At 72.5% G+C, this 17620-nt stretch carries 16 protein-coding genes; 12 read left to right on the forward strand and 4 right to left on the reverse strand.

The window, feature by feature from the left end; genetic code table 11:
* Positions 1-110: 110 nt before the first annotated feature.
* Entirely contained in the window at positions 111-1076 is a 966-nt protein-coding gene (locus tag C3489_RS20675) for a DUF5926 family protein (protein WP_103783448.1), read from the forward strand.
* Positions 1077-1321: 245 nt separating this feature from the next.
* Here the strand turns inward: C3489_RS20675 and C3489_RS20680 are convergent, their stop codons facing one another.
* Positions 1322-1936 carry a hypothetical protein gene (locus tag C3489_RS20680; protein ID WP_103783450.1) on the reverse strand — a complete coding sequence of 205 codons (615 nt, stop codon included), beginning with the start codon at positions 1934-1936 and terminating at the stop codon, positions 1322-1324.
* A gap of 55 nt (positions 1937-1991) precedes the next feature.
* Positions 1992-2675, reverse strand: coding sequence for a bifunctional DNA primase/polymerase (locus tag C3489_RS20685; protein ID WP_103783452.1), 684 nt, complete (start codon positions 2673-2675; stop codon positions 1992-1994).
* Between the two features lie 636 nt (positions 2676-3311).
* Between C3489_RS20685 and C3489_RS20690 the strand changes: the two genes are divergently transcribed.
* Positions 3312-4700, forward strand: a complete 1389-nt coding sequence (locus C3489_RS20690) for a PP2C family protein-serine/threonine phosphatase (protein ID WP_181139764.1) — start codon at positions 3312-3314, stop codon at positions 4698-4700.
* A 115-nt stretch (positions 4701-4815) separates the two neighbouring features.
* Positions 4816-6300: an aminopeptidase P family protein gene (locus tag C3489_RS20695; RefSeq protein ID WP_103783456.1), complete on the forward strand. Its 1485-nt coding sequence runs from the start codon at positions 4816-4818 to the stop codon at positions 6298-6300.
* 27 nt (positions 6301-6327) lie between these two features.
* Here C3489_RS20695 and C3489_RS20700 read toward each other — a convergent pair whose 3' ends face one another.
* Complete coding sequence (locus C3489_RS20700) at positions 6328-6771, reverse strand: ATP-binding protein (protein ID WP_103783457.1); 444 nt, start codon at positions 6769-6771, stop codon at positions 6328-6330.
* Between the two features lie 203 nt (positions 6772-6974).
* On the opposite strand from C3489_RS20700, the gene C3489_RS20705 reads away from it, so the two are divergent.
* The 9 genes from C3489_RS20705 (at position 6975) to C3489_RS20745 (ending at position 16771) form a co-directional block, all read left to right on the forward strand.
* The gene (locus C3489_RS20705; RefSeq protein ID WP_103783459.1) at positions 6975-7778 is read left to right on the forward strand and encodes a hypothetical protein; all 804 of its coding nucleotides are present in this window, start codon (positions 6975-6977) and stop codon (positions 7776-7778) included.
* Positions 7779-7952: 174 nt separating this feature from the next.
* Entirely contained in the window at positions 7953-8714 is a 762-nt protein-coding gene (locus tag C3489_RS20710) for a YcnI family protein (RefSeq protein ID WP_103783461.1), read from the forward strand.
* An 84-nt stretch (positions 8715-8798) separates the two neighbouring features.
* A complete protein-coding gene (locus tag C3489_RS20715) occupies positions 8799-9452 on the forward strand; it encodes an SCO family protein (protein WP_103783463.1) in 654 nt (217 codons plus the stop codon).
* A gap of 11 nt (positions 9453-9463) precedes the next feature.
* On the forward strand, positions 9464-9928 hold the full coding sequence (locus C3489_RS20720) for a copper chaperone PCu(A)C (RefSeq protein WP_103783465.1): 465 nt from the start codon (positions 9464-9466) through the stop codon (positions 9926-9928).
* 13 nt (positions 9929-9941) lie between these two features.
* Positions 9942-11819 carry a copper resistance CopC/CopD family protein gene (locus C3489_RS20725; protein WP_103783467.1) on the forward strand — a complete coding sequence of 626 codons (1878 nt, stop codon included), beginning with the start codon at positions 9942-9944 and terminating at the stop codon, positions 11817-11819.
* Positions 11820-11826: 7 nt separating this feature from the next.
* The gene (efeB, locus tag C3489_RS20730) at positions 11827-13089 is read left to right on the forward strand and encodes an iron uptake transporter deferrochelatase/peroxidase subunit (RefSeq protein ID WP_103783469.1); all 1263 of its coding nucleotides are present in this window, start codon (positions 11827-11829) and stop codon (positions 13087-13089) included.
* A 175-nt stretch (positions 13090-13264) separates the two neighbouring features.
* Positions 13265-14200: a prephenate dehydratase gene (gene pheA / locus C3489_RS20735; RefSeq protein WP_103783471.1), complete on the forward strand. Its 936-nt coding sequence runs from the start codon at positions 13265-13267 to the stop codon at positions 14198-14200.
* 496 nt (positions 14201-14696) lie between these two features.
* A complete protein-coding gene (gene serS, locus C3489_RS20740; protein WP_103783473.1) occupies positions 14697-15974 on the forward strand; it encodes a serine--tRNA ligase in 1278 nt (425 codons plus the stop codon).
* Complete coding sequence (locus C3489_RS20745; protein ID WP_103783475.1) at positions 15971-16771, forward strand: HAD family hydrolase; 801 nt, start codon at positions 15971-15973, stop codon at positions 16769-16771. Before serS ends, C3489_RS20745 begins: the two co-directional genes overlap by 4 nt.
* Before the next feature lie 128 nt (positions 16772-16899).
* Here C3489_RS20745 and C3489_RS20750 read toward each other — a convergent pair whose 3' ends face one another.
* Positions 16900-17619, reverse strand: coding sequence for an ABC transporter permease (locus C3489_RS20750; RefSeq protein ID WP_103783476.1), 720 nt, complete (start codon positions 17617-17619; stop codon positions 16900-16902).
* Position 17620: the final 1 nt, after the last annotated feature.

Genomic DNA, 17620 nt, shown 5'->3' on the forward strand with positions numbered 1-17620 from the left:
TGCGCCACGGTCGGCGCCGACGGGTCGTCGTCCACAGGTCGGCGTCGGTCATGGCCTGAACGGCTAGGCTCGCGCCGTACCAGACGAGCCGTATCCGGGAGACACCCACCATGGCCAAGAAGCGACCCCAGACGAAGGCCGCGCGCCCTCAGCTGAGCGACCAGGAGATCCCGGTGGTGGGCGCCCGTGAGCCCTGCCCCTGCGGCAGCGGCCGCCGCTACAAGGCCTGCCACGGCCGGGCCGCCGCGCAGGCGGTGACGGAGCTGGTGCACCGCCCGTTCGAGGGGCTGCCCGGCGAGTGCGACTGGGTGGCGCTGCGCGAACTGGTGCCGGCGGCCACCGTCGAGCTGACCCTGAGGGACGGCCTGCCCGAGGGCGTCCCCTCCGTCACGCTGGCCACCGTGCTGCCGATGGCGTGGCCCGCGCTGCGCCGCGACGACGGCGCGGTCATGCTCGGCCTGCAGAACGACACGGCGTCCGGCGACATCAGCCGCGACCTGGCCGACACGCTGCTGCGCGCCCTGGAGGCGAAGCCGGGCAACCCCGTGCAGGGCCGCCGCGCCCCGGCCGACGGGCCGCGACTGCAGGACCTGCTCGACCCCGAGGGCGCTTTCGAGCCGGTCGTGCACAGCGGCTTCGAGTTCTGGGTGCCGGACGCGGAGAACGCCTCCCCGGAGGTCACCGCCTCCCTGGAGCGGGCGAACGCCGCGGCGATCCCGACCGTGCGGCTGACCGGTGTGGACGCGGCGTACTGGTGCGAGACGCCGGACAAGAACCACCTGCGCTGGGTCATGCCGCACCCGGAGGAGCAGCTTCTGGACGCGCTGGCCCGGCTGCACGCGGCCGGTCGCTCCGGCCTGGGCGAGGGCACGCGTCTGGTCGGTTCCTTCCGGGCGCACGGGCTGACCGTGCCGGTCTGGGACCTGCCGACTTCGGTCACCGCTTCGGACGTGGAGAAGCCCGCCGCCGAGTTCGCCGAGCGTCTCGCCGAGGCACTGGCCGTCAAGGAGCCGCTGACCGCGCAGGAGCGCCGGGCGCGCGGCGGGCTGACCAACCGGCAGGTCACGCTCAGTTGACACCCGCACCCCGCGAGGGGTGACGCCCGTCACAGCGGATGACGCCGCCGGGCCGCCGGGATGTCCGATTGGCCCGGTCACGGCGTTTCCGCGGGTGTCCGAATTCGCGAGGGAAAACTAGAGATCGAATTTGCTTGGCGCCGATCTCTTGTTACCGTCTCCGTAGCCCGGTTGCTGGTGCATCCCCCGTCGCCAGCAACCGGGTCTTTCCATACGCGACGCCGTCCATAGTCCGGCGTGATGCGTCAACTGCCCGTCTGCTCCGGTGAGTTACTCCCGGCCCGCAGCAGCAGCGGCCCCCCACCCCCCGCCCGTGCGAACTCCGCGACCGCCGCGTAGGCGCCCGGCGAGCCGACGGTGGCCTCCCGGGGCGTCTCGCAGGTTCCCGGCTCGTCGTCGGCGCCCAGCGCGCAGCTCAGTTGCACCGTGTGTCCGTCCGGCCGCATCAGGCTCAGCGCCGCCGACAGGGCCCGGCCGGTGGTGTTGCGGTAGTAGGTGCGGGCCCAGGTCTGCGTGCCCTGGGTGAGGACACAGGTCTGCGCCTCGATGCCGTCCGGCGAGGTGAGTTCGGGACCGCAGCGGGCGGCGGTGGCCAGGCCGAGGCCCAGCAGCAGCGGCGAGCGGCCGTCCCCGTCGGGCGGCGCCTCGTGCTCGCCGGGCGGCGACGCGTGCTCTGGGGAGCCGGCGCCGTCCGCGCCGGCGCCGTCGGGCTTCTCGTCGTCGTAGGTGGCACCCGAGTACGTCGGCGACCGTACGACCGAGTGTTCCGCGTCGTTCACGTCGCCCGCGGACGCCACGGCCAGCGGCAGGGCGACCGCGCACGCCACGACGCCCGCGAGGGCGGCCAGGCGGAGGTTCATGAGGGGGACGATAACGACCGGGGGCGGGCACGCGATCAGGTCACGGCCGACACCCCTACAACTCGGGCGCGCTCACACCCGTACGAGTGAGGGCGTCGACCACCGCGTCCACCACGGCCTCCACGTCCGGCACCCAAGGGGCGGCCGAGCCGGGCAGCGGGGCCCGCTCCCAGCGGACCGTGCCACGGCCGGTCTCGGAGGGGGGCAGCGCGAGGTAGCCGCCCTCGCCGTGGAAGCGCAGCGAGCCGGGCACGTAGTCCTTGGCGTAGAGCAGCTCGCCCAACTGCTCCAGGGAGTAGGGGCGGACGAGGATCCACCAGCGGGTATCGGTGGCGACCACCGGGCCCAGGCGCATGCCGTCGCGGTCCAGCGCGGCCAGCGCGCGGGCGGCGGGCAGCGCGGGCAGCGAGACCGCGCAGGGCGCGCGGCCGCCGGTGGCCAGGACGATCGGCGCGGTGGGCCGGTTGGTCCACCACCAGCGCACCATGCGTTCGTCGGTGGTGGCGGCGAGCAGTCCGGGGTCGAAGGGGTGCGCGCCGGGGACCGTGCAGTCCGGGTCGGGGCAGCCGCAGCGCGAGCGGCCCTCGGGGTCCGCCGCCACGCCCGGCAGCACGGGCCAGCGCCACTCGGTGGCGAAGGTCAGGGCCGCGCCGATCAGCTCAGGCCTCCCGCTCCTCCGCCGGGACAGACGGGGCAGTCGGGACAGGAGCCTGCGTCGCCTTCCGGGGATCTCGCGCATGAGCGCTCGTTCCTTTCCGTTGCACGCCTGGCAACACCGAGGACCTCATCACACCATGTGTCGATCTCTGCACTCTGCGTACCTGTTGGCGCATCACACCCCGGCCTCACGCACGGGGAACCCCTGTGGGCCGAGCTTCGGCGGCTACGTGCGGCCGCTGACGTCCATGCCGTGTTCAGTGTTCGGCACCAGCATGGCGTGGCGCGGGGTGGCGAAGTGTGGCGTTTGCCGTCCCGCGTCTTTCGCTTCGCCGCCGCCACGGGAGGATGGGGCTGGGTCGTCGGTGGATAGGACGCCCGATCCGGACACCAGGTTCCGGGCGGCCTCCCCGCCACCCCGGCCCATACCGAGTACGTACCCATCACGACCACTGTGACGCTCCGTGGAGCAAGGCCAGTCGACCGCAATCACCCGATACCCGAGGCAGTTTTCAGCCAACTTCGCTATTGCGCAAGGGGTTACCGCAAGGAGCCCCGCAAAGCCCGTGAACACCACGGACACCAGGAATCCCAGCAGGACAATGCTGGACATCCCCTCACGAGTGCGTGTACATGTGGAGACACTGCTAGCGGCGCAGAAGACATGGGGGTTTGCGATGCTTTTCAGCAGTACGCACCGGTCGGAAAGCCGGTTGCCATGAACGCCCCTCATCCGCAGAAAGTGGCTGGAATCGATTCAACGGTTCCGGCCCCCGCGCACACTGCCGCGCCCGCCGCTGCGGCCACCGCGCCGGTCCCGCCGCCGCACGCCCCCGGCGCCCTGCTCCAGGACCGGCTCGCCGGCTGGGTGTCGGACCTGACGACCCTGCACGAGCTGACCGAGCGCCTGGCCCGCACCGGCACCCTGAACGACGCCCTGCACGAACTGCTGCGTGCCGGGGCCTGTCTGGTCGGCGCCCGGCGCGGGCTCGTCGCCCTGGAACCGGCCGACGGGCGGGGCCCGGACACCAGCGTCGGCCTCGGTCTGGGCCGCGCCGATCTCGGCCACATCGAGACCGTGCCGCGCAGCGCCACCCCGCTCGGCCGCATCCTCGACGGACTGCCCGGCGGCGACCGGGAGATCGCCGAGCCCGACCTGTTCGCCGAGGACGGCCTCGACCCCCGCCACCGCGAGGTGGCCGCCCGCCTCGGATACGCCGCCAGCTACGCCCTCCCCCTGTCCGCCGAGGCCGCCGGCCGCCTCGGCGCCGCCGTCTGGCTGTACGACGAACCCGCCGAACCGGTCGAACGCCAGCGCCATCTGGTCGGCCTCTACGCCCGCTACGCCGCCGAACACCTCGCCCGGCTGCTGGAGGTGGAGCGCACGCGCGCGTGCATGGCGACCATCTCCGAGGAACTCCTGCCGGCCCGCCTCCCCCGGGTCGCCGGTGTCCAGCTCGCCGCCCGGCACCGCACCGGTCCGCGCGGCGGCGGCGACTGGTACGACGCGCTGCCGCTGCCCGACGCCGCCCTCGGGCTCGCCGTCGGCTCGGTCACCGGCTCCGGGCCGAGCGCCGTCGCCGCGATGGGCCGGCTGCGGGCCAGCCTGCGGGCGTACGCCGTGATGGAGGGCGAGGACCCGGTCGCCGTCCTGTCCGACCTGGAGCTGCTGCTGCGGCTGACCGAGCCGGCCCGTTCGGCCACCGCCCTGTTCGCCTACTGCGAGCCCGCGCTGCGCAAGATCACCCTGGCCGGTGCCGGGCACTGCCCGCCGCTGCTGGTCGGCCACCGGCGCACCGAGTTCGTCGAGACGTCCGTCTCCGCGCCGCTCGGGATGCTGGCCTGCTGGGAGGCGCCCAGCGTGGAGCTGCAGGCCGAGCCCGGGGAGACGGTGCTGCTCTACACCGACGGTCTGCTGCACCGTACCGGCGATCCGGTGGACCGGGCCTTCGCCCGGCTGCACGCGGCGGCCGCCGGGGTGCCGCGGGCGCTGCGCCACGACCCGGACGCGCTCGCGGACCATGTGCTGCGGACGGTTCTGCCCGACGGCCTGGACCGGCAGGACAGCGAGGAGGACGTCGTCCTGCTGGCGGCGCGCTTCGAGTAGCGCCCGGCGCACGGGGTACGCCGCACCTCCAGGTAATGGCTCCTACGCCCCTGAGCCCCCTTCCGTACGCCCGTACGATGGAGGCGGTCCAGTGCCGTACCCAAGGAGGAAGACCGTGGCGGAGGAGCTCCCGTCCGCGCCCAATGATGCTGCTACCGCAGCGGGCCCGGAGACTGCCGAAGAAGAGCAGATCAAGCAGCGCAAGAACGGACTGTCCCGGGGCGTGTCCGACGAGCTGGCCGAGAACATGAAGACCGGCTGGGCCGACACCGAGCTGCGCGACCTCGCGCCGATCGCCCAGGCCGCCGAGACCGCCGCCCGCCGCGCGAAGCTGTCCGCCCGCTTCCCCGGCGAGCGCCTCGTCATCCCCGCGGGCAACCTGAAGGTCCGCTCCAACGACACGGAATACCCCTTCCGCGCCTCCGTCGAGTACGCCTACCTGACCGGCAACCAGACCGAGGACGGCGTCCTGGTCCTGGAGCCCCGGGACGAGGGCCACCAGGCCACGCTCTACCTGCTGCCGCGCTCCGACCGCGAGAACGGCGAGTTCTGGCTCTCCGGCCAGGGCGAGCTGTGGGTCGGCCGCCGCCACTCCCTGACCGAGTCCGAGGCGCTGTACGGCATCCCGGTCGCGGACGTGCGCGAGCTGGCCGGCGCCCTGCGCGAGGCCACCGGCCCGGTCCGCGTCGTACGCGGCCACGACGCCGGCATCGAGGCCGCCCTGACCGACAAGGTCACCGCCGAGCGCGACGAGGAGCTGCGGGTCTTCCTCTCCGAGCTGCGGCTGGTCAAGGACGACTTCGAGATCGGCGAGCTGCAGAAGGCCGTCGACTCCACCGTGCGCGGCTTCGAGGACGTCGTGAAGGTCCTCGACAAGGCGCAGGCCACCTCCGAGCGCTACATCGAGGGCACCTTCTTCCTCCGCGCGCGCGTCGAGGGCAACGACGTCGGCTACGGCACCATCGCCGCGGCCGGCCCGCACGCCTGCACGCTGCACTGGGTCCGCAACGACGGCCCGGTCCGCGCCGGCGACCTGCTGCTGCTGGACGCGGGTGTGGAGACGCACACGTACTACACCGCCGACGTCACGCGCACGCTGCCGATCGACGGCCGTTTCTCGGAGATCCAGAAGAAGATCTACGACGCCGTGTACGAGGCCCAGGAGGCCGGCATCGCGGCGGTCAAGCCGGGCGCCAAGTTCCGCGACTTCCACGACGCCGCGCAGCGAGTGCTCACCGAGAAGCTCGTCGAGTGGGGCCTGGTCGAGGGCCCGGTGGAGCGCGTGCTGGAGCTCGGTCTGCAGCGCCGCTGGACGCTGCACGGCACCGGGCACATGCTCGGCATGGACGTGCACGACTGCGCCGCCGCCCGCACCGAGACCTATGTCGACGGCACGCTGGAGCCGGGCATGGTGCTCACGGTCGAGCCGGGCCTGTACTTCCAGACCGACGACCTGACCGTGCCGGAGGAGTACCGGGGCATCGGCGTCCGCATCGAGGACGACATCCTGGTCACCGAGGACGGCAACCGGAACCTGTCCGCCGCGCTGCCGCGCCGCTCGGACGAGGTGGAGTCCTGGATGGCGCAGATCAAGGGCTGAGCACACCGCGAGGGCGTGCCGCCGGGGTCATACGGCCACCAGCGGCGCGTCCTCGCGCCATTTGAGGATCTTGTCGAAGCTGACCACCGCGCCCCCGCGCCCGGGCCTGCCGCCGATGTGGACGTGGTCGGCGAGTTCGCGGATGAGGAACAGGCCACGGCCGTGCTCGGCGTCGTCGTGCGCGCGCCGGGGCGCCTCGGCGGCGGTGAAGCCCGGGCCGGCGTCGGCGACCTCGATCCGGCACAGCTCCCCGTCGAGGTAGGCGGTGACGCGGTAGGCCTCCGCGGAGGCGTCGAGTCCGTCCCCGCCGTGCTCCACGGCGTTGGCGCAGGCCTCGGTCAGGGCGACGGACAGGTCGTAGGAGATCTCGGGGTCGACGCCCGCCGTCTCCATGGTGCCGAGCAGCAGGCGCCGGGCCAGGGGGACGCTCGCGGCCTCGCGCCGCAGATGGAGTGACCACCAGATGCTCATGCTCCAGCCTCCCGGCCGCGGCTCGACATACCGATACGTATTGCCGCCACGGCCCCGATGTAAGCCCGGAATTGACGTGATGCCGCCCATATGGGGGATGTGCGGGCGGTGGCAATCGGTGTATGTGGGGCCTGAGTGCGCATTCGGCATCTTGCGGACCTGCCGTATGGGGGCGGTAAGGGCAGTGCGATGATGGGCCCGCCATGACTGCCCCTCACCCGCGCACGGCGCGCGCCGGATGCGACGTCCGGCTTCTGCGGGCCGCGGTGTTCGCCGCGGTCTGCGTCGTGCTGGCCGCGGGTGGGCACGCGCTCGCCTCCTGCGCCACGGTTCCGCTGTGGACGCTGGGTGCGGGCTTCCTCGGGGTGTTCCTCGTCGCGGCGGCGCTGGCGGGCCGGGAACGCGCCCTGCCGGGCATCGTCGCGCTGCTCGGGGCCGGGCAGACCGTGCTGCACACCCTCTTCGGGCTGGGCCAGCACACGGCCGGCACCTCCTCGGCCACCTCCGACGCCTCGCTGGTGGCGCAGGCCGCGCGGCTGGTGTGCGGGGCCGGTGCCGCTCCGCTCAGCCCGGTCCAGGCCCAGCGGATCCTCGCGACCGCGCGGGTCCAGGGCGCCCCGGCCCACCATCCGGCCGACGCCCTGTCCGGCGCGGCCGGCTCCCCCGCCGCCCTGCTGCCGTCGCTGCCGATGCTGCTGGGACACCTCCTCGCGGCGCTCGTCGCGGGCTGGCTGCTGCGCCGGGGCGACACGGCCCTGCTGCGGGTGATGGAACTGGCCGCGCTGTCGGCGCACGAGGTCGTGGAAGGGGCGCTCATCCGCTCCCTGCGCGCGGCGCTCGCGCTGGTGCGCGCCCTGCTGGCCGGGCTGCCGACGGTGTCCGCCACGGGCCCGCGCCCGCCGCGCACCGCGCTGCTCGCGCCGCCCGCCCCGCACACCACCGCGCTCCAGCACACGGTGATCCGCCGCGGTCCGCCGGCCGCCGGCGCACTCGTCCTCGCCGCCTAGCGCGACGCGACCGCCACTCCACGGGATTCACGAGAGATCCACGAGGGGCCGCCGCCGTCGTGCGGCGCAGCACGCACGTGTGCGTGCGTCCCTTCCTCACCACCGGTCGATCTCCGCATCACCGGTCGATCTCCGTGATCCAACGGACTCACTCGAAGTGGAGTGCACCCTTCCATGAAGGCTTTCCGTGTTGCCGTGCCCGCCGTGCTCGCCGTGGCCGGGCTGACCGTCCTGTCGACCCCCGCCTTCGCGCACGTCTCCGTGCAGCCCGAGGGCACCGCCGCCAAGGGCGGCTACGCCGTCGTCGACTTCAAGGTGCCCAACGAGCGCGACAACGCCTCGACCACGAAGGTCGAGGTCAACCTGCCCACCGACCACCCGCTGGCCTCCGTGATGACGCAGCCCGTGGACGGGTGGAGCGTGAAGGTGGACAAGGCCACGCTGGCCAAGCCGCTCACGGTGCACGGCAAGAAGATCACCGAGGCGGTCTCCAAGGTGACCTGGACCGCCACCGGCAAGGGCATCGAGCCGGGCACCTTCCAGAAGTTCCCGCTCTCGGTCGGCCAGCTCCCCGAGGACACCGACAAGCTGGTCTTCAAGGCGATCCAGACCTACTCCAACAACGAGGTCGTGCGCTGGATCGAGATCCCGCAGGACGGCCAGGCCGAGCCCGAGAACCCCGCCCCCGTGCTGGAGCTGTCCGCCGCCTCCGACGACCACCACGGCACCGCCGGTGCCTCCGACGACGACCACGGCACCGCCGGTGCCTCCGACGACAGCGCGTCGAACGCCGAGAAGACCGCCGCCGGCACGCAGGCGTCCGACGGCGACGGCACCGACACCACTGCCCGCGTGCTCGGCATCGTGGGCATCGTCGTCGGCGCGGCCGGTGTGGCGTACGGCGTGTTCGCCGGCCGCCGGCGCACCGCCGCCTGATCACCGCCCCTCCGGGGCGTGCGCGGGGTCCGTTCCCACGGCCCCGCGCGCGCCCCGGCGCTCACACCTTTGGGATCTTTCTCCATGCGCACCAAGACCTTCGCGGCGGCCGCCCTCCTCGCCACCGCCGCCCTCACCCTGACCGCCTGCGGCAGCGGGGACGACAGCGGCAGCCCCGTCTCCGTCGTCTCCGAGGAGTCGGGCTCGGGCAGGGCCGGCACCGTCCTCGACCAGCCGTTCGAGAAGCCGGACCTGGTCCTGACCGACACGCACGGCAAGAAGTACGACCTCCGCAAGGAGACCGCGGGCCGGCCCACGCTGATCTACTTCGGCTACACGCACTGCCCGGACGTGTGCCCGCTGACGATGAACAACATCGCCGTCGCCAAGAAGCAGCTGCCCCAGGCCGAGCAGGACAAGCTGCGCGTCGTGTTCGTCACCACCGACCCCGGCCGGGACACCCCGGCCGAGCTGGGCAAGTGGCTGAACGGCATCGACAGCCAGTTCGTCGGCCTCACCGGTGACTTCGCCACCATCCAGGCCGGCGCCCGCACCCTCGGCATCTCCATCGAGCCGACGAAGAAGGACAAGAACGGCAAGCTCGTCTCGGTGCACGGCACGCAGGTCTTCGCCTTCTCCCCGAAGACCGACCGCGGCTACCTGTACTACGGCGAGGACACCACCGTCGACGACTACACCAAGGACCTCCCCAAGATCGTCAAGGGGGAGAACCCGTGAGGGCCTGCGCGATGGGTGCCGCCGCGCTGACCGGAGCGCTGCTGCTGACCGGCTGCGGCTCGTCGGAATCCGGGTCGGGGTCCGGGGCCGGGGCCGGGTCGGGGAAGGCGGCGCTGTCCGTCGGCTCCGCGTACATGCCCCAGCCCGTCTCGGACATGGCGGCTGGCTTCCTGACCATCGCCAACAAGGGTGGCGCCCAGGACGAGCTGACCTCCGTCACCAGCGACATAGCGGGCAGCGTCACCGTCCACGAGACCGCGGGCGGCGCGATGCGGGAGGTGGCCTCCCTGCCCGTGCCGGCACACGGCCGGGTCGTGTTCGAGAGCGGCGGCAACCACCTGATGTTCGACCGGCTCAAGCGCAAGCCGAAGCAGGGCGAGAACGTCACCGTCGCACTCCACTTCGCGAAGTCCGGCACCGTCGAGGTCCGGATGCCGGTGAAGGCCGCGACGTACAACCCCGCGACCGGACACTGAGGGAGCAGCCACCGTGAACCGGACCATCGCCCCCCGCGTGCGGACCCTGGTGCTGCTGCTCGTGGCCGCGCTCGGCGCGCTGCTCGCCGCTGCCGCGCCGGCCTCCGCGCACGCCGCGCTGACCGGCAGCGACCCCCAGCAGGGGACGGTGGTCAAGCAGGCGCCCGCCCGGGTCTCCCTGACCTTCTCCGAGCAGGTCGCGCTGAACGACGACTCCCTGCGCGTCCTCGATCCCAAGGGCGAGCGCGTCGACGACGGCAAGCCGTCCGAGGTCAGCGGCACCACCTACGCCGTGGCCCTGCACAGCGGGCTGCCCGACGGCACCTACACCGTCACCTACCAGGTCGTCTCGGCGGACAGCCACCCCGTCTCCGGCGCCTACACCTTCTCCATCGGCGCCCCGTCCAAGACCACCGTCTCGACCGCCGGCCAGGCGGCCGGGGGCGGTGTCGTCGGCGGGCTGTACGGGTTCGGCCGGTACGTGTCGTACGCCGGGTTCATCGTGCTGACCGGCGGCGCCGCCTTCGTGCTGGCCTGCTGGCGGCGCGGCACCGGGGTGACGGCCGTGCAGCGGCTCATCGTCTCCGGCTGGGTCGCGCTGACCGCGGCCACCCTCGGCCTGCTCCTCCTGCGCGGCGCCTACACCACCACCGGCAAGGCCGGCGACATCCTCGACCTGGACCTGCTCGGCCAGGTCCTGCAGACCAAGACCGGCGCGGCGCTGGTCTCCCGCCTGCTGCTGCTCGCCGCGGCGGCGCTGTTCGTCGCCGTCCTCTTCGGCGCCTACGACAAACGCGACGAGGACGAGCAGCGGGACCTGACCTTCGGGCTGGCGCTCGGCGGCACGGTCGTGGCCGCCGGCCTCGCGGCGAGCTGGGCGATGGCCGAGCACGCCTCCGTCGGGCTCCAGGCGGCCCTGGCCATGCCGGTCGACGTCGTGCATCTGCTCGCCGTCGCCGCCTGGCTCGGCGGGCTGGCCACCCTGCTCGTCTCGCTGTACTTCGCGCCCGCCGACACCCCGGTCGAGGCCGCCGCCGTCCGCCGTTTCTCCACCGTCGCCCTCGGCAGCGTGACCACCCTGGCCGCCACCGGTGTCTACCAGTCCTGGCGGCAGCTCGGCTCGTGGTCGGCCTTCACCGACACCGGTTACGGGCAGCTGCTGCTGGTCAAGATCGGGCTCGTGGCCCTGCTCGTCGGCATCGCCTGGATCTCCCGGCGCTGGACGGGCCGGCTGACCGACCCCGCGGTCAGGCGGGTGAAGAAGAAGGAGCGCGAGCCCGCCGCCCGCGAGCCCGTCACCACGCCCGCCGGTGACTCCCGGCGGGCCGCCGAGCTCGCCCGGCAGCGCGCCGCGATGGACACCGCCCGCCGCAAGCAGCAGCGCGACGCCGACCCGAACCGGTTCGGGCTGCGCCGCTCCGTCCTCGCCGAGGCCGCAGTCGCCGTCGTCCTGCTCGCGGTGACCACCGTGCTCACCTCCACCGAGCCCGGCCGCACCGAGGAGGCCGCCCGTGCCGCCACGTCCTCGCCCGCCGCGGTGACCGGGACGGGAGCCGTCACCCTGGACATCCCGTTCGACACCGGCGGCAAGGACGGCAAGGGCGTCGTCAGCATCGACGTCGACCCGGCCCGGACCGGCGCCAACGAGCTGCACATCTACGTCACCCGCCCGGACGGCCGCGCCTTCGACGTGCCCGAGCTGAAGCTGGCCTTCACCCTCACCGCCAAGGACATCGGGCCGCTGCCCGTCGTCCCGGACCACATCACCACCGGGCACTGGTCAGCGGACGGCGTGCAGATCCCCATGGCCGGCGACTGGCAGGTCGCCGTGACCGTGCGGACCTCCGACATCGACCAGGTGACCGTCTCCAAGAACGCGCAGATCGGCTGATAGCACCATGCCTGACCAGTCCCCCCTCTCCGTGGATGCGCCCGACTCTGTCGATGCGCCGGGCGTCTCGCGCCGCCGGCTGCTCGGCACCGCCGGGGCCACCGGGCTCGTGCTCGGCGCTGCCGGCGCGGGAGTGGGCTACGCCTCCGCCCCCGCGCAGGCCACCCCGCTCACCTCGCTCGGCGCCGACCGCGCGATGTTTCACGGGAAACATCAGCCCGGCATCACCGACGGCCTCCAGGCCCGCGGCCACCTCGCCGCCTTCGACCTGGTCGCCGACGCGGGCCGCAAGGAGGCCGCCGCGCTGCTGCGCCGCTGGTCGGCGACCGCCGAGCGGCTGATGGCGGGCGAACCGGCGCCGCATGACGACACCGATGTGGCCCGCGACGCCGGACCGTCCTCCCTGACCATCACCTTCGGCTTCGGGTACTCCTTCTTCGGCCGGACCGGCCTGGACAAGCAGCGGCCGGTCGCCCTCGACCCGCTGCCCGCCTTCTCCTCCGACCAGCTCGACAAGGCCCGCAGCGACGGCGACCTGTGGGTGCAGATCGGCGCCAACGACGCCCTGGTCGCCTTCCACGCGCTGCGCGCCCTGCAGAAGGACGCGGGCTCGGCCGCCCGGCTGCGCTGGCAGATGAACGGCTTCAACCGCACCCCGGGCGCCACCGGCCACCCGATGACGGCCCGCAACCTGATGGGCCAGGTCGACGGCACCCGCAACCCCAAGCCGTCCGACCCGGACTTCGAGCGGCGCGTCTTCGTGCCGTCGGACGGGCAGCCCGCGTGGATGGCGAACGGCTCCTACGCCGTCGTACGCCGCATCCGCATGCTGCTGGACGACTGGGAGAAGCTGCCGGTCAAGGACCAGGAGGCGGTGATCGGGCGGCGCAAGTCCGACGGTGCGCCGCTGTCGGGCGGCACCGAGACCACCGAGATGGACCTGGAGAAGACCGACGCGAACGGCGAGTACGTCGTCCCGGTCAACGCACACGCGCGGATCACCCGGCCCGACCGCAACGGCGGTGCGGCGATGCTGCGGCGCCCGTTCTCGTACCACGACGGCTTCGACGCCCACGGGGTGCCGGACGCGGGGCTGCTGTTCATCTGCTGGCAGGCCGACCCCCTGCGCGGCTTCGTGCCGGTGCAGCGCAAGCTGGACCGGGGGGACGCCCTGTCGCGGTTCATCCGGCACGAGGCGAGCGGGCTGTTCGCGGTGCCGGGCGGCGCGGCGAAGGGGGAGTACGTGGGACAGCGGCTCCTGGAGGGGTGAGCGGGGCCTCGGGAGGGGTGAAGCGCGGCTTCGGGAGGGGCGAGGCGCGGCTTCTGCCGGGACGAATGGGCCGCACGAGGCCCGTGTGACTCTTCCGGGTCGTTCAAACCACCCGGTCGAGTGGTTGTGATGAGACGCCTCGGCCGGGTGTGCGCGCGGCCATTAGGGTGAAGTCATGCCAGCCAGCTACGCCTATCTCGGCCCCGAGGGCACCTTCACCGAGGTCGCCCTGCGCACGCTTCCGGAGGCGGCGACCCGGGAGCTCGTCCCCTACGTGTCCGTGCAGTCCGCGCTGGACGCGGTCCGCGGCGGCGAGGCCGAGGCGGCGTTCGTGCCGATCGAGAACTCAGTCGAGGGCGGCATCACCACCACCCTGGACGAACTGGTCGCGGGCGCCCCGCTGATGATCTACCGCGAGGTGCTGCTGTCGATCACCTTCGCGCTGCTGGTGCGGCCCGGCACCGAGCTGTCCGACATCAAGACGGTCTCCGCGCACCCGGCGGCCCAGCCGCAGGTGCGCAACTGGCTCAAGGAGCATCTGCCGGACGCCACCTGGGAGTCGGCCGCCTCGAACGCGGACGCCGCCCGCCTGGTGCAGGAGGGCCGCTACGACGCCGCCTTCGCCGGCGAGTTCGCCGCCGCCCGGTACGGCCTTGAGGCCCTGGAGACCGGCATCCACGACTACCCGGAGACCGCGCAGACCCGGTTCGTGCTGGTGGGGCGCCCGGCCCGGCCCGCCGCGCCGACCGGCGCCGACAAGACGTCCGTGGTGCTGTGGCAGCGCGACGACCACCCCGGCGGGCTGCGTGATCTGCTCGGCGAGTTCGCCACCCGGGGCATCAACCTGATGCTGCTCCAGTCCCGGCCCACCGGGGCGGGCATCGGGAACTACTGCTTCTGTGTCGACGCCGAGGGCCATATCTCCGACCGGCGGATGGCCGAGGCCCTGATGGGACTGAAGCGGATCTGTCTGCAGGTGCGCTTCCTCGGGTCGTATCCGCGGGCCGACATCGAGCCCGGGGACGTCCGGACTCCGCCTCCCGGAACGTCGGACGAGGAGTTCGTGGCGGCTTCGGACTGGGTGGCGCGCTGCCTCGACGGCCGGTTCTGAGCCGGTCCTACCTGCATATCTTCGTTATCCACAGAAGTTATCCACAGGTGGGCTTCTCGACCTGGGGACAAGTCGACAGGCAAGCGCCACTCAGTCGACAAATCGGCCTACAGGACCCAAGTGCGCCCACAGGCGCATGGGTCACACTTCGTCCACCTGTTTCCTTTGATCAATCCTTTGGAGCGAACACTTTCCACTCGAAAGTGCGGCTAAAAGCGGTTTGCACCGGGAATCCTCAGGTCCGGATGCGGTCACCCGGTGATCAATTCAGAAGTCCACAGATCTTTCTCACACCCTGTGGATAACTTCTCGGCGGCTGTGGATTTCTGTGGACGACAGGGGGTCTCAAGTCCCGCCGTCCGCAAGCGAGTCCGGTCGCCGGGCGCCGCTCGATCACAGTCCGCAATTACCCCATAACTCCTCGTAAGCCACTATTCCGGCGCGTCCCGGAATAGAGAGTCGTGAGCCGTCACCCGGCACCGGTAGCCTTGACCGCGTGATTGACCTTCGCCTGCTTCGTGAGGACCCCGACCGTGTGCGCGCCTCTCAGCGCGCTCGTGGAGAGGACGTCGCGCTCGTCGACGCTCTCCTGTCTGCCGACGAGCGGCGCAGGTCCTCCGGCGTCCGCTTCGACGAGCTGCGCGCCCAGCAGAGGCAGCTCGGCAAGCTGATCCCCAAGGCCGCCGGCGACGAGAAGGCCGAGCTGCTGAAGCGGGCGAGCCAGCTCGCCGCCGACGTCAAGGCCGCCGACGCCGAGCGTGACGCTGCCGACGCCGAGACCCAGGAGCTGCTGCTCAAGCTCGGCAACCTCGTCCACCCCGAGGTTCCCGTGGGCGGCGAGGAGGACTTCGTCACGCTGGAGACGCACGGCGAGATCCGCGACTTCGCCGCCGAGGGCTTCGAGCCCAAGGACCACCTGGAGCTCGGCCAGCTGCTCGGCGCCATCGACGTCGAGCGCGGCGCCAAGGTCTCCGGCTCCCGCTTCTACTTCCTCACCGGTGTCGGCGCCCTGCTGGAGCTGGCCCTGGTGAACGCCGCGCTGGCCCAGGCCACCGCGGCCGGCTTCACCCCGATGCTCACCCCGGCGCTGGTGCGCCCGCAGTCCATGGCCGGCACCGGCTTCCTCGGCCAGGCCGCGCAGGACGTCTACCACCTCGACAAGGACGACCTGTACCTGGTCGGCACGTCCGAGGTGCCGCTCGCGGCGTACCACATGGACGAGATCCTCGACGCCGACCAGCTGCCGCTGCGCTACGCCGGCTTCTCACCGTGCTTCCGCCGCGAGGCCGGCTCGCACGGCAAGGACACCCGCGGCATCTTCCGCGTGCACCAGTTCGACAAGGTCGAGATGTTCTCCTACGTCCTCCCCGAGGACTCGCAGGCCGAGCACCAGCGCTTGCTGGACTGGGAGAAGCAGTGGCTGACCTCGCTGGAGCTGCCGTTCCGCGTGATCGACGTCGCCTCCGCCGACCTGGGCGCCTCGGCCTCCCGCAAGTTCGACTGCGAGGCCTGGATCCCGACCCAGGGCAAGTACCGCGAGCTGACCTCGACCTCGGACTGCACCGAGTTCCAGTCGCGCCGGCTGTCCATCCGGGTCCGTGAGGACAAGAAGGTCCGCCCGCTGGCCACGCTCAACGGCACGCTGTGCGCCGTTCCGCGCACCATCGTGGCGATCCTGGAGAACCACCAGCAGGCCGACGGCTCGGTCCGTGTGCCCGAGGTGCTGCGCCCGTACCTGGGCGGCCGGGAGGTCCTGGAGCCGGTCGCCAAGTGACCGGCTTCCCGTACCGGCTGATCGCCACCGACCTCGACGGAACGCTGCTGCGCTCCGACGAGTCGATCTCGCGGCGCACCCGTGACGCGCTCGCCGCGGCCACCGCGGCGGGCGCGGCCCACATCGTCGTCACCGGCCGCGCGGTCCCCTGGACCCGGCACATCCTCGACGACCTCGGCTACCGGGGCCTCGCGGTGTGCGGCCAGGGCGCCCAGGTGTACGACGCCGGGGAGCACCGTCTGCTGACCACGGTGACCCTGGACCGGCAGCTGGCCGGGGTGGCGCTGGCGAAGATCGAGGCGGAGGTCGGCCCGCTGTACCTGGCGGCCAGCCGCGACGGCCTGGACGGCGAGGTGCTCGTCGGCCCCGGGTACGCGCTGACCGGCTCGCTGCCCGCGACCCCGTTCACGGACGCGTCCGATCTGTGGAGCGCCCCGCTGAACAAGATCTACATCCAGCATCCGGAGCTGTCGGACGACGAGCTGGCCGAGGCGGCCCGGCGGGCCGCGGGCGGCTTCGTCAGCGTCGCGATGGCCGGCGCCGGCATCGTGGAGCTGCTGCCGCTGGGCCTGTCGAAGGCCACGGGGCTGTCGCTGGCGGCCCGCCGGCTGAAGCTGAAGGCGGCCGACACGGTTGCCTTCGGCGACATGCCGAACGACATCCCGATGTTCGCCTGGGCAGCGCGGGGTGTGGCCATGGCCAACGCCCATGAGGAGCTCAAGGCTGTCGCCGACGAGGTGACGTCCTCCAACGAGGAGGACGGCATCGCGGTGGTACTGGAGCGGATGCTGGGCTGACGGGGGACGCCGTGGGGGGTGCGGTGTCCGTCGCCGGGTGCGGACGAGTGGCTGGCCGGTCGCGCGGTTCCTCGCGCCCCCACGGGGTTGCAGTCACCGCCCGCTGTGACGCCCCCCTCGACTCCGCCTCACTCCTCGCCCGCCAGTGTGAGCGATCGCAGCTTCTGGCCGGCGTACCACGTGGCCAGTGCCGTGACCGCGATGAGCAGCACCGTGGCCGTCGTCAGGCCGACATCGGAGGTGACCAGGTCGCCGCCGGCGACCTTGTGGGCCACGGCCAGGGACCACTGCTGGATGCTGAGCGTGCGGGCGCCCGGCACCAGGGAGCCGAACAGCGCCTCCCAGACGAGGGCGTAGACCAGGCCGAAGACCACCGCGTGCCGCGACACCGTGCCCAGCAGCAGGAACACGGCCGCGTAGGCGATGGAGGAGACCAGCGCGGCCACCGTGTAGGCGACGGCGATCTGCTGGCCGTTGCCGTTGAGGACCAGCCCCGCGATCAGCGTCGGCACGGCGGAGAACACCATGGTCACGGCGATCGCGACGATCAGCTTGGTGATGATGATCGTGGGCCGCTTGAGGGGCTTGGACAGCAGGTACACCACGGAGCCGTCGTCGATCTCGGGACCGATCGCGCCGGTGCCGGCGATGACGCCGATGATCGGCACCATGGTGGCGAGCGCGAACCCGCCGAGGACGTCGGAGGCGGTCTGGTCGTCGGCTCCGGTGAGCGCGCGCACGGCGACGGAGATCACGATCAGCAGCAGCGGCAGCGCGCCGAGGATGAGGGCCCGGCGACGGCCGAGCAGGGCCCGGTAGGTGAGCCGGGCGACGGTGGGGTCGTACATC

The organism is Streptomyces sp. Ru71 (genome assembly GCF_002920535.1).
Lineage (GTDB): Bacteria > Actinomycetota > Actinomycetes > Streptomycetales > Streptomycetaceae > Streptomyces.